We start from the raw sequence: 13,871 nt of genomic DNA on the forward strand, positions 1-13,871 counted from the left end.
CGGCAGGGCCCTGCCGACGGTAACACCGCCCCGGCCGTCAGCCGGTGCCTCCGGGGACCTCTCGCAGGTGGACGTCCTGACTCGACAGTGTCTGCGGCGTGGCCGTGAACGCGCGCAGCCGCACCCGGGCCTTCGTCTTGGGGAGCCCGTAGCCGCCGTCCGGCGGCCGTAGCTCCACGGTCGCCGTGCTGTGCGCGGGCAGCGTCGCCGGACCCCGCACCAGGGACCAGTACTTGTTCATGCCCTGGCCCTGGGTGAGCGTGAAGTGCGGGGTGAGTGCGTCGCCCGCGGTGTTCGTCACCCGCAGGGTGAGCGCCGAGACGACGCCTGCCGAAGCGTGCCGCACCGCGGTGACCCGCATCCGCAGCGGCGGCGAGCCGGTCACCGCCAGGACCGCGCTCACCAGCGCCGGGAGGACGAGCAGCGCGCTCACGGCGGCCAGGGCCGGCCGGCGGCGCACCCCGGCCAGCGGCCCGGGCCGCGGCTGCCAGGCGTGCTCGAACTCCGCCGCCGGAGCGGTGATCGCGCCCACCAGCCACAGCGGCGTCATCAGCAGGTAGTAGCCGTCCTGGGAACGGGTCGCCAGATAGAAGGCGCACCAGGGCAGCACCGTCGCCGCCGGGCCCAGCCGCCGCACGAACAGCACGAACAGCGCGAACAGACCGGCCGCCAGGAACATGCTCGCGTGCCCGTACCAGTCGAGCCGGCCGCTGCCGTCGGTGAAGTACAGCGAGATGTCGTCCAGGCCCTGGCCGTGCAGCACCGCGCCCTGGGTGAGCGGCAGCGCGACCCCGTCCAGCCACGGTCCCGGTTCCTGCACGACGAAATAGGTGTTGATCAGCAGCCAGGTGGTGACCGCGATCCCGACCAGCCGCAGCACCACCAGCCCGGCCGCCCGGCCGCCCAGCTCACCACGGCGTACGGCGTAGACGCCGGCCAGCAGGAACGGCGCCACGAACCACGGCAGTTGCTGCGCCGCGCAGGCCGCCCCCAGGCAGACGGCCCGGGCGATCCCCGCGGCGCCCAGCCGGCCGTCGAGCCCGGTCCGCGGCCAGCACACCACCACCGGCATCAGCAGGGCCAGGCCGATGATCGCCGGGTAGCCGAGCCGTGCGTACGTCGGCAGGAAGCCGAAGCCCAGGCAGGCCATGGTGACCGCCGGCCGCCAGGGCGCGGGCAGCATCCGCCACAGCACGACCGTGCCGACGAGCAGCGCGCCGGTGGTCACCGCGGTGGCGGGCGCGGCGCCGTGACCGAGCCACAGCAGCGCCGCGGTCAGCATCGGGGCGAGCGGCGGATAGCCGTACGTCAGGTCGTAGCCGCCGTTCGTCGTCGGGGTGAGGGCCACGCCCTTGCCGTGGAACAGCCAGGGCCAGGGCCGGCCGTAGACGGTGTGTCCGGCCGCGAGTTCCCGGGCGGCCTGGGCGGTGAGGGCCCCCTCGTCGCCGCCGCCGTGGTTCATCGCCCAGTTGCACAGGACCAGCATCACCGCCGTCACCAGCACCACCAGATCGAGCCGGGCCAGCGAGCCGGCCCGGCGGACCGTCAGGGCCAGCACGCCGGTGACCAGGATGGCGGCGTAGCACAGGGAGATGACGGCCGCGAGGACCAGGTGGTGCGTGGCCGCCTGGGTCCAGACCGACCGGGTGCCGATGAAGAGGCTCACATCGGCCAGGACCGTGAGAACGCGATGCCACTGCGCGGGGGAGCCGGGATTTCCCCGGGTGGCGGACACCACCGACCGTGTCCGCCACCGGGGTGCCACCAGCTGTGTATCTGCCAAGTGCACGACTCGGCAACGTAATAGCGGCCGGTGAGCGGGGCGTCGCAGAAGGAGAAGAGTCCGGTGTGAGGGCGGTAAGAAGCGGGCGTATTCGGACAAGTGCTCAGAGAATCCACCGGGGAGTGGGCGGTCGTAGCGGTGGCCCATCGTGTCGCTGTTGGGCCGAACGGGTGACTTGGCGTAAGAATTGGCCGGTGAAGGCATGGAGAGCGAGTCAGATCGGGGGGAGCCGGTGAACCGTTACGACGCCACCGACGAACAGTGGGAGGGGCTCGCCCAGGTCGTGCCGTTGCGGGGCCGGGACGCCTGGCCGTCCTCGGTGGGCCACCGTGCGCTGCCGGAGGCCGTGACCGAGGCCCGGCGCCGGCTCGTGGTCCTGCGGGTCAATGTGTTCGCGGACGCCCGCGAGGTCGCCGAGACCCTGATGACCGGCATTCCCGTGCTGCTCGACCTCACCGGAGCCGAGACCGATGTGGCCAAGCGTGTGCTCGACTTCAGCACGGGCGTGGTCTTCGGCCTGGCCAGCGGAATGCACCGCGTCGACCGCAATGTGTTCCTGCTCACACCGCCCGGCATAGAGGTCAGCGAACTGATGGACCAGGCAGGGGCGTCCGGCGGCTGAGGACGGTCCCCCGATCGTAGGAAAGTGCCGAGGGCGGAACGGTTCGCCTCGGCGCCGTGGCCCTACGGTCCCGACATGGCCGAGCCTCACGCGTCCGCCGCGCCCGTCCCGCCCCTCGCGAACCCCGCCGCCGACCGGCTGCCGCCGTCGGTTCCACCGGCGGCGTTCGTACCGGCGGCGCGCTCGGCCCCACCGTCACCGCCGATGCCGTCGGCCTCCCGGAACCGGCCGGACCCGCCTGGTCGGCCGGACCTGCCTGCCGGGACGGACCTGCGCCGACCGAGCGCGTCTGGCCGGTCGAGCGCGACGGACCGGCCCCAGGGGGCAGCGGGGGCGGTGCGGCCGGGCCTGACCGAGTTACGGCTGTCCGCCTTCGCCGGGCACCGCCGGACCGCGCTCCCGCTGGGCCCGGTCACCCTCTTCGCGGGGCCCAGCGGGTCCGGCAAGACGACCGCGCTGCGGGCGTACGAGGCGCTGGCCCGGCTCGCCGCCGGCGCCCCGCTCGCCGAGGTCTTCCCGGACCCCGCCGCCTGTGTGCCCGAGCGGGCCAGGCCCGACGCCCAGCGGCGCCGCGGTTTCCGCATCGGCTGTACGGCGGACGGCCCCGAGGGCCCGGTCCGGCTCGACGTCGCCGTACAGGCCGAGCCGGAACTGCGCATCGTGGGCGAGCGGTTGACAGCGGGCGGCCGGGCCCTCCTGGAGACCGCCCTGCGCGATCCGGGCCGGCGTACCGTACAGGCCGCCTGGCACACGGCGGGGTCGGCGCCGGTGACCCGCGCCCCGCTCCCGGACGACCGGCTCGGCACCGCGCTCCTGCCGCTGCGGGTGGCCGGCAAGACGGACGGGCAGCGCCGGGTGCTCGCCGCCGCCGAGCAGGCCGTGCTCGCCCTGCGTTCCGTCTTCGCCTGCGATCCGCGGCCCGACCGGATGCGGGCGCCGGTCCGCATCGGCCCCGGACGGCTGCTGCCCGGCTGCGACAATCTCGCGGACGTCCTGTGGCGCACCAGGTCGGAGTGCGGACGCCGGTACGCGCAACTCGTCGCCGCGGTGCGCGACGGGTGCCGCGGTCCGGTGGCCGACGTGCTCGCCGAACCGCTGGGCGACGGCACCGTACGCCCGGTGCTCGACCGGGGTGACGGCATCCGCACCGACGGCGGCCGGCTCGGCGACGGCGAACTGCGTTACCTCGCCCTGGCCCTGGTACTGCTCACCGGGCCGGGCGTGCTCGACGTCGACGCGCCCGGGGAGGTGCCCGACGCCCTGCGGGGCCTGACCGTCCTCGCCGACGGCTTCGACCGCGCCCTGGACCCCCGCCAGCGCAGCGGACTGCTGCGGCTCGCGGCGCGGATGTGCGCACTCGGGCACATCCGGTTCGTCGGGGCGGTCGCCGACGCCTCATGGGCCGTCGGGGCGGCCGGAGTCACAGTGGTAGACCTGGACCCGTGACGGAACACCTGGACGTGCCGAAACTGCAGCGCCGACTGGCCGACTTCGCGGCCGCCCGGAACTGGCAGCCCTACCACACCCCGAAGAACCTGGCGACCGCCCTCAGCGTGGAGGCGTCCGAACTGGTCGAGATCTTCCAGTGGTTGACGCCCGAGGAGTCGGCCCGCGTCATGGAGGAGCCGGACTCGGCGCACCGGGTCGAGGACGAGATCGCCGATGTCCTCGCCTATCTGCTCCAGTTGTGCGAGGTGCTGGGCGTCGACCCGCTGTCCGCACTGGCCGCGAAGATCGACCGCAACGAACGGCGGTTCCCGGCGCCGGATGCCGCCGCGGGGGAGGGCACCACGGGGGAGGGCGCCGGGGATTCGGCCGGGGGATGACACCGCCGCAGGCGCAGAGGAGCGCGCGGTGCGGTGCGCAGGGCGGGGCACTGCGGAGAACGACGCAGGTGGGGGCGTCGGAGAGGGCGCGTGGTGGTCCGTTGCGGGGTGTCGGGGGCGGCGCGGCGCGGGGCGGCACGCGCCATGCGCGGGGCGGAGCCACGAAATTTCACGCTCCACTTTCACTCTCCGTAGTCAAAATTCCTGTCGAATCCGAATTGTTGTCCGCAGATTTCCGTCTTCCTCTGGCTTTTCGTCCCACGGACCTTCACTCTGGGTAGTGAACAGTGGAGTCAGGTCGGACGTGTGGAGAGCACGTCGGAGGGACGGGGCAGCGCATGGATGCGGTGCGGCTCATCGTGACGAGCAGACGCGCCCTCGCCGCGAGCGGGGACGCGCCGGGGACCCTGACCGAGGTGTGGCAGGCCCAGGCCCTGGCCCAGGCGATCGGCAGCCGTCTGGCGGTCTCCGGGCCACCGGAGTTGCGGGGCGAGGCGCTGGGCCTGACCGAACTGGCCGGCCGGGGCTGCGGTGTCCTGGCGGCGCCGGACCTCGACACCGCGGACCTGCGCGCGGCCCAGCTCACCGAACTGGACGACGCCCGCCACACCCTGCTCTGCCTGGGCGGCCTGCTCGCCGAGGTCGGTATCGCCCTGATCGGCATGTCCAGCGCCGCCGACGAGACGACGTACTGGCAGTGCATGGAGGCGATCGACGCGGCGGACGAGTCCCGTGACCGGGTGCGGGAGATGCTGCGCAAGCTGGCCGCCAGAGAGGAGGCGGCGATGCCGGAGACGGAGGTGGGATAGCCCCACCCGGTCAGGCTTCCGGCAGCCCGGCCTCAGGCGGCGTCGCTCCCGTCGACGGGACCGTGCCCCGGACCCCCGGCCGACTGCAGATCCGCGTCCAGAGCGGACAGATCCGCGTTCAGCGCGGCCATCAACTCCTCCATCTTCTCCAGCAAACCCTTCGGCTGCCCGGCACCCGCCGGGAGCGGCACGGAATCCTCGGACACGACGGCCTCCTCGCGGGCGCCGGACGGTCCGGCTCCGCCCGGCCAACGACCAAGGCGGGAAGCCGGTCACTGCTCTGGCGGCGTCCCGCGCGCGGTTGACGTGATTTCACCCGACCGGGGACGGCCGCGACAGGGGGTGCCGGTGGGGTCGAAGAGGCACGTGGCGTGCAGGATGGGTGCATGGACCTGCGCATCTTCACCGAGCCCCAGCAAGGGGCGACCTATGACACCCTGCTCGCCGTCGCGAAGGCCACGGAAGACCTCGGCTTCGACGCCTTCTTCCGCTCGGACCATTACCTTTCCATGGGCAACGTGGACGGCCTGCCCGGCCCCACCGACGCCTGGATCACCCTCGCCGGCCTGGCCCGTGAGACCAAGCGCATCCGGCTCGGCACGCTGATGACCGCGGGCACCTTCCGGCTGCCCGGCGTGCTCGCCATCCAGGTCGCCCAGGTCGACCAGATGTCCGGCGGCCGGGTCGAACTCGGCCTGGGCGCGGGCTGGTTCGAGGAGGAGCACAAGGCGTACGGCATCCCCTTCCCGAAGGAGAAGTTCGGCCGCCTGGAAGAACAACTGGCCATCGTCACCGGCCTGTGGCAGACCAAGATCGGTGACACCTTCGACTTCCACGGCACCCACTACGACCTGACCGGCTCGCCCGCGCTGCCCAAGCCCGCCCAGGCGAGGATCCCGGTGCTGATCGGCGGTCACGGCGCCACCCGCACGCCGCAGCTGGCCGCGCGGTACGCCGACGAGTTCAACATCCCGTTCGCCTCGGTCGAGGACACCGAGCGGCAGTTCGGCCGGGTCCGTGCGGCGGCCGAGGCTCTGGGCCGGCCCGCGGACGGGATCACCTACTCCAACGCCCTCGTCGTCTGCGTCGGCAGCGACGACCAGGAGGTCGCCCGGCGGGCCGCCGCGATCGGCCGTGACGTCGACGACCTGAAGACCAACGGTCTGGCGGGCTCCCCGGCCGAGGTCGTCGAGAAGATCGGCAGGTACGCGGAGGCCGGCTCCGAGCGGATCTACCTCCAGGTCCTCGACCTCTCCGACCTGGACCACCTGGAACTGATCTCCTCCCAGGTCCAGCCCCAGCTGTCGTAACACCCGGCCCCGCCGCGCCCGGCCCCTGCCGTCCCGAGCCGGGCCCCGCCGCTCCGGTTCCTCCGGCCGGCCCCTGCCGGACCGGGACGGTCTCCGTCCGTGGCCCGGACGGGAGCGGCGGCCCCGGCCCCGGACGGCCGCCCGGGCCCCGGGAAAACCGCTGGTCGTCGAGGGGCGTCGGCAGCGAGACTCGGGGCATGTTTCTGACCCTTACCACCACCGGCACCCCGGAGCGTCCGGCCACCGATCTCGGGTATCTGCTGCACAAGCATCCCGACCGGGCTCAGGCGTTCTCCACCTCCTGCGGCACCGCACACGTCCTCTACCCCGAGGCCAACGTCCTGCGCTGCACGGCGGCGCTGCTGCTTGAGGTGGATACGGTGGCGCTGGTGCGGCGCGGAAGGGGAAAGGGCCGCGGGGGAGCACCGGACGCGGCGCTCGCGCAGTACGTCAACGACCGCCCGTACGCGGCCTCTTCGCTGCTCGCTGTTGCGCTGGGCAACGTCTTCTCCAGCGCCATGCGGGGCGTCTGCAACGCCCGGCCGGAGCGGGCCGCCGAGCCGCTGCCGCTGCGCGTCGAGGTGCCCGCGCTGCCCGCCCGCGGTGGCGCGCGCAGCGGTCCCGACCTGGTCCGGGACCTGTTCGAGCCGCTCGGCTGGACGGTGACGTCCGAATCCGTACCGCTGGACGCCGAGTTCCCCGAGTGGGGCGACTCGCGTTACGTGCGGCTCGTCCTGGAGTCGGAGCGGCTCACCCTCGCGCAGGCACTGCGGCACCTGTACGTACTGCTGCCGGTCCTCGACGACGCCAAGCACTACTGGGTGGCGCCCGACGAGGTCGACAAGCTGCTGCGGGTCGGCGAGGGCTGGCTGGCCGATCACCCCGAGCAGCGGCTCATCACCAGCAGGTATCTCTCCCGCCGCTGGTCCCTGACCCGGCAGGCGAGCGAGCGGCTGGAACTGGTGCGGCTCGCCGAGACCGACGACAGCGAGGCCGAGGAGATCGACAACGCCGTCGAGGACGACAACGCGGACGAGGCCGAGAACGAGAAGGGGAGCGAGGGGGAGAACGGGCGCGCAGGCGAGGGCGAGAAGGGGGCCGAGGCCGCCACCGGGATCGAGGCCGAGACTCAGACCGGAGCCGGTACCGGTGCCGCGAACCAGGCCGGTACCGGTACCGGGGCCGAGGAGAAGCCGACGCCGCTCGCCGTGCGTCGTCGTGACGCGCTCGTCGACGCGCTCAAGCGGGCCGGCGCCGGCCGGGTACTCGACCTCGGCTGCGGCCAGGGGCAGTTGGTGCAGACCCTCCTGAAGGACCCCGCGTTCACCGAGATCGTCGGCGTCGACGTGTCCGTGCGGGCGCTCACCATCGCCGCCCGGCGGCTCAGGCTGGACCGCATGGGCGAGCGGCAGGCCGCGCGCGTCAAGCTGGTGCAGGGCTCGCTCGCCTACACCGACAACCGGTTGCGGGGCTACGACGCCGCCGTGCTCTGCGAGGTCGTCGAGCACATCGACCCACCGCGGCTGCCCGCCCTGGAGTACGCGGTGTTCGGCGCCGCCCGCCCGCGCACCGTCCTGGTGACGACCCCGAACGCCGAGTACAACGTCCGCTGGGAGACCCTGCCGGCCGGACGGCTGCGCCACCGCGACCACCGGTTCGAGTGGACGCGGGAGGAATTTCGGACCTGGGCCCGGACGGTGGCCGAACGGCACGGGTACGACGTGGAGTTCGTGCCCGTCGGACCCGACGACCCCGAGGTGGGGCCGCCCACGCAGATGGCCGTGTTCGGCCTCGGAACCACTGACGAGAAGAACGAGGCGAAGGCCGCATGACCGCGATACCGGGACAGGCACAGGAGCCGGACACAGCACCGGCGCAGGCACGGACACCGCGCGCGGGGCGGGTGCTGCCCGTCACCGATCTCTCCCTCGTGGTGCTGGTCGGCGCCTCCGGCTCCGGCAAGTCGGCCTTCGCCCGCCGGCACTTCAAGCCCACCGAGATCATCTCCTCGGACTTCTGCCGCGGCCTGGTCAGCGACGACGAGAACGACCAGAGCGCCACCCGGGACGCCTTCGACGTCCTGCACTACATCGCCGGGAAGCGGCTGGCCGCCGGCCGCCGCACCGTCGTCGACGCCACCAGCGTGCAGGAGGACAGCAGACGGCAGCTGATCGAGCTGGCCAGGACCTACGACGTACTGCCGATCGCCATCGTGCTCGACGTGCCCGAGGAGGTGTGCGCCGAACGCAACGCCGTCCGCCCCGACCGGGCCGACATGCCGCGCCGGGTGGTCCGCCGGCACACCCGCGAACTCCGCCGCTCCCTGCGGCATCTGGAGCGCGAGGGCTTCCGCAAGGTGCACGTCCTGCGCGGGACGGACGAGATCGAGCAGGCGAGCGTCGTCACGGAGAAGCGGTTCAACGACCTCACCCACCTCACCGGCCCGTTCGACATCATCGGCGACGTGCACGGCTGCTCGGCCGAACTCGAAGCACTGCTGGCCGAGTTGGGGTACGTGGACGGGGCGCACCCGGACGGCCGCACGGCCGTCTTCGTCGGCGACCTGGTCGACCGCGGGCCGGACAGCCCCGGTGTGCTGCGCCGGGTGATGGCGATGACCGCCGCGGGCCACGCCCTGTGCGTGCCCGGCAACCACGAGAACAAGTACGGCCGCTACCTCAAGGGCCGCAAGGTCCAGCCCACCCACGGGCTCGCCGAGACCGTCGAGCAGATGGAGAAGGAGAGCGAGGAGTTCAGGGAGCAGGTGCGGGAGTTCATCGACGGACTCGTCAGCCACTACGTGCTGGACGGCGGCCGGCTCGTCGTCTGCCACGCGGGACTGCCCGAGAAGTACCACGGGCGCACGTCGGGGCGGGTGCGCTCGCACGCGCTGTACGGCGACACCACCGGCGAGACCGACGAGTTCGGCCTGCCGGTGCGCTACCCGTGGGCGGAGGACTACCGGGGCCGGGCGGCCGTGGTCTACGGGCACACACCGGTCCCCGAGGCCGCCTGGCTGAACAACACGATCTGCCTGGACACCGGCGCCGTCTTCGGCGGCAGGCTGACCGCGCTGCGCTGGCCGGAGCGCGAACTCGTCGGCGTACCGGCCGAGCGGGTGTGGTACGAGCCGGTGAAACCGCTGCACGGCGAGGCGCCCGGCAGCCGGGAGGGACGGCCGCTCGGCCTCGGCGACGTGCTCGGCCGCCGGGTCGTCGAGACCCGGCACGCGGGCCGTGTCGCGGTGCGCGAGGCGAACGCCGCGGCGGCGCTGGAGGTCATGAGCCGGTTCGCGATCGACCCGCGGCTGCTGCCATACCTCCCGCCGACCATGGCGCCGACGGCCACGAGCCGGGTCGACGGCTATCTGGAGCACCCGGCCGAGGCCTTCGCGCAGTACGCCGAGGACGGTGTCGCGCGGGTCGTGTGCGAGGAGAAGCACATGGGCTCGCGGGCCGTGGCCCTGGTGTGCCGGGACGCGGCGGCGGCCCGCGGGCGGTTCGGGGCGGACCGGGTGACCGGGGCGCTGTACACCCGCACCGGGCGGCCGTTCTTCGACGACGAGGCCGTGACCGAGGAGATCCTCGGGCGGCTGCGGTCGGCGGCCGGCGCGGCCGGGCTGTGGGACGAGCTGGACACCGACTGGCTGCTGCTGGACGCGGAGCTGATGCCGTGGTCGCTGAAGGCGTCCGGGCTGCTGCGCAGCCAGTACGCGGCCGTGGGCGCCGCGGCCGGGGCGGTCTTCCCGGACGCGCTGACAGCGGTGGAGGGCGCGGCGGCGCGCGGGGTCGACGTGGCCGGGCTCCTCGCCCGCCAGCGCGAACGGTCCGCCGACGCCGCCGCGTTCACGGACGCCTACCGGCGCTACTGCTGGCCCACCGAGGGCCTGGCCGGGGTGCGGCTGGCCCCGTTCCAGTTGCTCGCCGTGAGCGGGCGCAGCCTGGCCGGGGTGCCGCACGACGAGCAGCTCGCCCTGATCGACCGGCTCGTCGAGCACGACGAGAGCGGGCTGCTGCAGACCACGCGACGGCTGTACGTCGACACCGGGGACCCGGAGTCGGTTCAGGCCGGTGTCCAGTGGTGGCTGGAGCTGACCGGGCGGGGCGGTGAGGGCATGGTCGTCAAGCCGCTGACCGCGCTGGCCCGCGACCCGCAGGGCCGGCTGGTCCAGCCCGGCATCAAGTGCCGGGGCCGCGAGTACCTGCGGATCATCTACGGTCCCGAGTACACCCGCCCGGACAACCTCGCCCGGCTGCGGCAGCGGTTCCTGAACCACAAGCGGTCGCTGGCGCTGCGCGAGTACGCGCTCGGTCTGGAGGCCCTGGACCGGCTGGCGGAGTCGGAGCCGCTGTGGCGGGTGCACGAGGCGGTGTTCGCGGTGCTGGCCCTGGAGTCGGAGCCCGTCGACCCTCGGCTGTGAGCTGCGTCACGAGCCCTGCCCCGTGGTTCGACGCGGGGCGGGGCGGGACGCTGCCCGGTGACCGTGGCCCGGCGGCCCGTGCGGGGTGCCCGGCAGGTCCGGCCCGCCTGCCCGGCCCGGTCGATTTATCCTCGGAAAGGGGTGGGGCCGAGGATGAACCCGGTCAGCTGCGGCGAGGATGGAGGCATGGGATTCCACGTCGACTCCGAGGCCGGGCGGTTGCGCCGCGTCATCCTGCACCGGCCTGATCTGGAGCTGAAAAGGCTCACCCCCAGCAACAAGGACGCCCTCCTCTTCGACGACGTGCTGTGGGTGCGTCGGGCGCGTGCCGAGCACGACGGGTTCGCCGACGTGCTGCGCGACCGCGGGGTCACCGTTCACCTCTTCGGCGACCTGCTCACCGAAACCCTGGAGATCCCGCAGGCCAGGGCCCTCGTCCTGGACCGGGTCTTCGACGAGAAGGAGTACGGTCCGCTCGCCACCGACCATCTGCGGGCCGCCTTCGAGACCCTGCCCGCGCGCGACCTGGCCGAGGCGCTGGTCGGCGGCATGACCAAGCGGGAGTTCCTGGACGCGCACGCGGAGCCCGCCTCCGTCCGCTTCCATGTGATGGACCTCGACGAGTTCCTGCTCGACCCGCTGCCCAATCACATCTTCACCCGCGACACCTCCGCCTGGATCTACGACGGCGTCTCCATCAACGCCATGCGCTGGCCGGCGCGGCAACGGGAGACCGTGCACTTCGAGGCGATCTACCGGCACCACCCCCTCTTCAAGGGCGAGGGATTCCACATCTGGTCCGAGGGGCAGGCCGACTACCCGTCCACCATCGAGGGCGGCGACGTCCTGGTCATCGGCAACGGCGCCGTCCTCATCGGGATGAGCGAGCGCACCACCCCGCAGGCCGTGGAAATGCTCGCGCACAAACTCTTCGCCGCCGGGTCGGCCCGGACCATCGTGGCGCTGGACATGCCCAAGCGGCGTGCCCTGATGCACCTCGACACCGTGATGACGATGGTCGACGGCGACGTCTTCACCCAGTACGCCGGGCTCGGCATGCTCCGCTCGTACACCATCGAACCGGGCGCCGCCGACCGGGAACTCAAGGTCACCGACCATCCGCCGGAGCACATGCACCGGGCGATCGCCGCGGCCCTCGGCCTCAGCGAGATCCGGGTGCTGACCGCCACCCAGGACGTGCACGCGGCCGAGCGCGAGCAGTGGGACGACGGCTGCAACGTCCTCGCCGTCGAACCCGGTGTCGTCGTCGCCTACGAGCGGAACTCGACCACCAACACACATCTGCGCAAACAGGGCATCGAGGTGATCGAGATCCCGGGCAGCGAGCTGGGCCGCGGCCGGGGCGGGCCGCGTTGCATGAGCTGCCCGGTGGAACGGGCCGCCGTGTGACGGCCGGAAGGGGGCACCCAGGTGCTGTATAGAAATGCTGCCCATCGTATAGACTTCCACGGTCTTCCGTAGCGTCCCCGTTCTCGCGATCCCTGGAGCGCCCCCCATGGCGACAGTCCCGACCGCCCTCGCCGGCCGCCACTTCCTCAAGGAGCTGGACTTCACCGAGGAGGAGTTCCGCGGCCTGATCGAGCTGGCCGCCGAACTGAAGGCGGCCAAGAAGGCCGGGACCGAGACGCGGCACCTGAGCGGCAAGAACATCGCGCTGGTCTTCGAGAAGACCTCGACACGCACGCGCTGCGCGTTCGAGGTCGCGGCGGCCGACCAGGGGGCGCACACCACCTACCTGGACCCGGCCGGCTCGCAGATCGGACACAAGGAGTCCGTCAAGGACACCGCCCGGGTGCTCGGCCGGATGTACGACGCCATCGAGTACCGCGGCCACGGCCAGGGCGTCGTCGAGGAACTCGCCGCGTACGCCGGAGTGCCCGTCTACAACGGCCTCACCGACGAGTGGCACCCCACCCAGATGCTCGCCGACGTGCTCACCATGACCGAGCACAGCGACAAGCCGCTGACCGGGATCGCCTTCGCCTACCTCGGGGACGCCCGCTACAACATGGGCAACTCCTACCTGGTCACCGGCGCCCTGCTCGGCATGGACGTCCGGATCGTCGCGCCCCGGCTGCTGTGGCCGGACGAGACGATCGTCGACCTGGCCCGGCAGCTGGCCGGGGCCTCCGGCGCCCGGATCACGCTCACCGAGGACGTGGAACAGGGTGTGCGCGGCGCCGACTTCGTCGCCACCGACGTATGGGTGTCGATGGGCGAGCCCAAGGAGGTCTGGGACGAACGCATAGCGCTGCTCGGCCCGTACGCCGTGACCATGGACGTGCTGCGCGCCACCGGCAACCCGGGGGTGAAGTTCCTGCACTGCCTGCCGGCCTTCCACGACCTCGGCACCGATGTCGGGCTGGAGATCCACGAGCGGCACGGGCTGACCGAGCTGGAGGTCACCGACGAGGTCTTCGAGTCCGAGCACTCCGTCGTCTTCGACGAGGCGGAGAACCGGATGCACACCATCAAGGCGGTCCTGGTCGCGACCCTGGCCTGAGCCGCGCCGTGCGGCCCTGCCCCGGACGGCCCTGAGCCGGGGTCAGAACGGGCGGGGCTGACGGGGTGCGGGGAGCCGGAACCACACCGCCTTGCCCGACTCGGTGGGCCGGTGTCCGCAGGACGAGCTGAGGGCCCGGATCAGCAGCAGGCCGCGTCCGCCCTCCTGCCAGACGTCGGGCTCCTCGGTGCTCGGGTGGGTGAGGTCGCCGGGCGGTGCCGGATCAGGGTCGTGCACCTCCACCTGGCAGCCGGTCGGCCGCACGTCCACCACCAGTTCGATCGGTCCCCGTCCGGCGGTGTGCTCCACCGCGTTGGCGACCAGCTCCGCCGTGAGCAGTTCCGCGGTGTCGCGGTCGGCCGCGTGCTCCGGTGCCGTCAGTGCCGTTCGCACCAGGGCGCGGGCCACCGGCACCGCCGCGGTGGTGTGCGGCAGCGCGATGCGCCAAGAGGCCGATGTCGGGGGGCGTTCGTGCACGGTGGTTCCGTTCATGGAGCAGGAAGTCCTGCTTTCAACCGTAGAGAGGGTACGGGGCCCGTCCGGCGAGACTTCGGACGGGTACCGCTCGGGGCCGTCG

General features: G+C 72.7%; 12 protein-coding genes. 9 read left to right on the forward strand and 3 right to left on the reverse strand.

Annotated elements, in window-relative coordinates; genetic code table 11:
* Positions 1-37 precede the first annotated feature (37 nt).
* Positions 38-1,765: a hypothetical protein gene (locus tag ACFYPJ_RS15740; protein ID WP_389016780.1), complete on the reverse strand. Its 1,728-nt coding sequence runs from the start codon at positions 1,763-1,765 to the stop codon at positions 38-40.
* Between the two features lie 220 nt (positions 1,766-1,985).
* Between ACFYPJ_RS15740 and ACFYPJ_RS15745 the strand changes: the two genes are divergently transcribed.
* The 4 genes from ACFYPJ_RS15745 to ACFYPJ_RS15760 all read left to right on the forward strand — a co-directional run bounded on the left by ACFYPJ_RS15745 (position 1,986) and on the right by ACFYPJ_RS15760 (position 5,040).
* Complete coding sequence (locus ACFYPJ_RS15745; protein ID WP_389016284.1) at positions 1,986-2,405, forward strand: cell division protein SepF; 420 nt, start codon at positions 1,986-1,988, stop codon at positions 2,403-2,405.
* Between the two features lie 75 nt (positions 2,406-2,480).
* On the forward strand, positions 2,481-3,851 hold the full coding sequence (locus ACFYPJ_RS15750) for an AAA family ATPase (RefSeq protein WP_389016287.1): 1,371 nt from the start codon (positions 2,481-2,483) through the stop codon (positions 3,849-3,851).
* A complete protein-coding gene (locus tag ACFYPJ_RS15755; protein WP_389016290.1) occupies positions 3,848-4,231 on the forward strand; it encodes a nucleotide pyrophosphohydrolase in 384 nt (127 codons plus the stop codon). The genes ACFYPJ_RS15750 and ACFYPJ_RS15755 overlap by 4 nt, the downstream gene beginning before the upstream one ends.
* A gap of 338 nt (positions 4,232-4,569) precedes the next feature.
* Positions 4,570-5,040: a DUF6099 family protein gene (locus ACFYPJ_RS15760; protein WP_389016293.1), complete on the forward strand. Its 471-nt coding sequence runs from the start codon at positions 4,570-4,572 to the stop codon at positions 5,038-5,040.
* A gap of 32 nt (positions 5,041-5,072) precedes the next feature.
* Here ACFYPJ_RS15760 and ACFYPJ_RS15765 read toward each other — a convergent pair whose 3' ends face one another.
* Positions 5,073-5,246, reverse strand: a complete 174-nt coding sequence (locus ACFYPJ_RS15765) for a hypothetical protein (RefSeq protein ID WP_389016296.1) — start codon at positions 5,244-5,246, stop codon at positions 5,073-5,075.
* A 180-nt stretch (positions 5,247-5,426) separates the two neighbouring features.
* On the opposite strand from ACFYPJ_RS15765, the gene ACFYPJ_RS15770 reads away from it, so the two are divergent.
* The 5 genes from ACFYPJ_RS15770 to argF all read left to right on the forward strand — a co-directional run bounded on the left by ACFYPJ_RS15770 (position 5,427) and on the right by argF (position 13,294).
* Positions 5,427-6,350, forward strand: a complete 924-nt coding sequence (locus ACFYPJ_RS15770; protein WP_389016299.1) for an LLM class F420-dependent oxidoreductase — start codon at positions 5,427-5,429, stop codon at positions 6,348-6,350.
* A 197-nt stretch (positions 6,351-6,547) separates the two neighbouring features.
* On the forward strand, positions 6,548-8,182 hold the full coding sequence (locus ACFYPJ_RS15775) for a 3' terminal RNA ribose 2'-O-methyltransferase Hen1 (RefSeq protein ID WP_389016302.1): 1,635 nt from the start codon (positions 6,548-6,550) through the stop codon (positions 8,180-8,182).
* Positions 8,179-10,770, forward strand: coding sequence for a polynucleotide kinase-phosphatase (locus tag ACFYPJ_RS15780; protein WP_389016305.1), 2,592 nt, complete (start codon positions 8,179-8,181; stop codon positions 10,768-10,770). The genes ACFYPJ_RS15775 and ACFYPJ_RS15780 overlap by 4 nt, the downstream gene beginning before the upstream one ends.
* A 186-nt stretch (positions 10,771-10,956) precedes the next feature.
* The gene (locus ACFYPJ_RS15785) at positions 10,957-12,180 is read left to right on the forward strand and encodes an arginine deiminase (protein WP_389016308.1); all 1,224 of its coding nucleotides are present in this window, start codon (positions 10,957-10,959) and stop codon (positions 12,178-12,180) included.
* A 106-nt stretch (positions 12,181-12,286) separates the two neighbouring features.
* Entirely contained in the window at positions 12,287-13,294 is a 1,008-nt protein-coding gene (gene argF, locus ACFYPJ_RS15790) for an ornithine carbamoyltransferase (protein ID WP_389016311.1), read from the forward strand.
* 42 nt (positions 13,295-13,336) lie between these two features.
* Here argF and ACFYPJ_RS15795 read toward each other — a convergent pair whose 3' ends face one another.
* Positions 13,337-13,786 (reverse strand): ATP-binding protein, encoded by a 450-nt coding sequence (locus tag ACFYPJ_RS15795; protein WP_389016314.1) that lies wholly within the window; start codon positions 13,784-13,786, stop codon positions 13,337-13,339.
* Between the last annotated feature and the right edge of the window lie 85 nt (positions 13,787-13,871).

Source organism: Streptomyces sp. NPDC006012 (assembly GCF_042871185.1).
Taxonomy (GTDB): domain Bacteria; phylum Actinomycetota; class Actinomycetes; order Streptomycetales; family Streptomycetaceae; genus Streptomyces.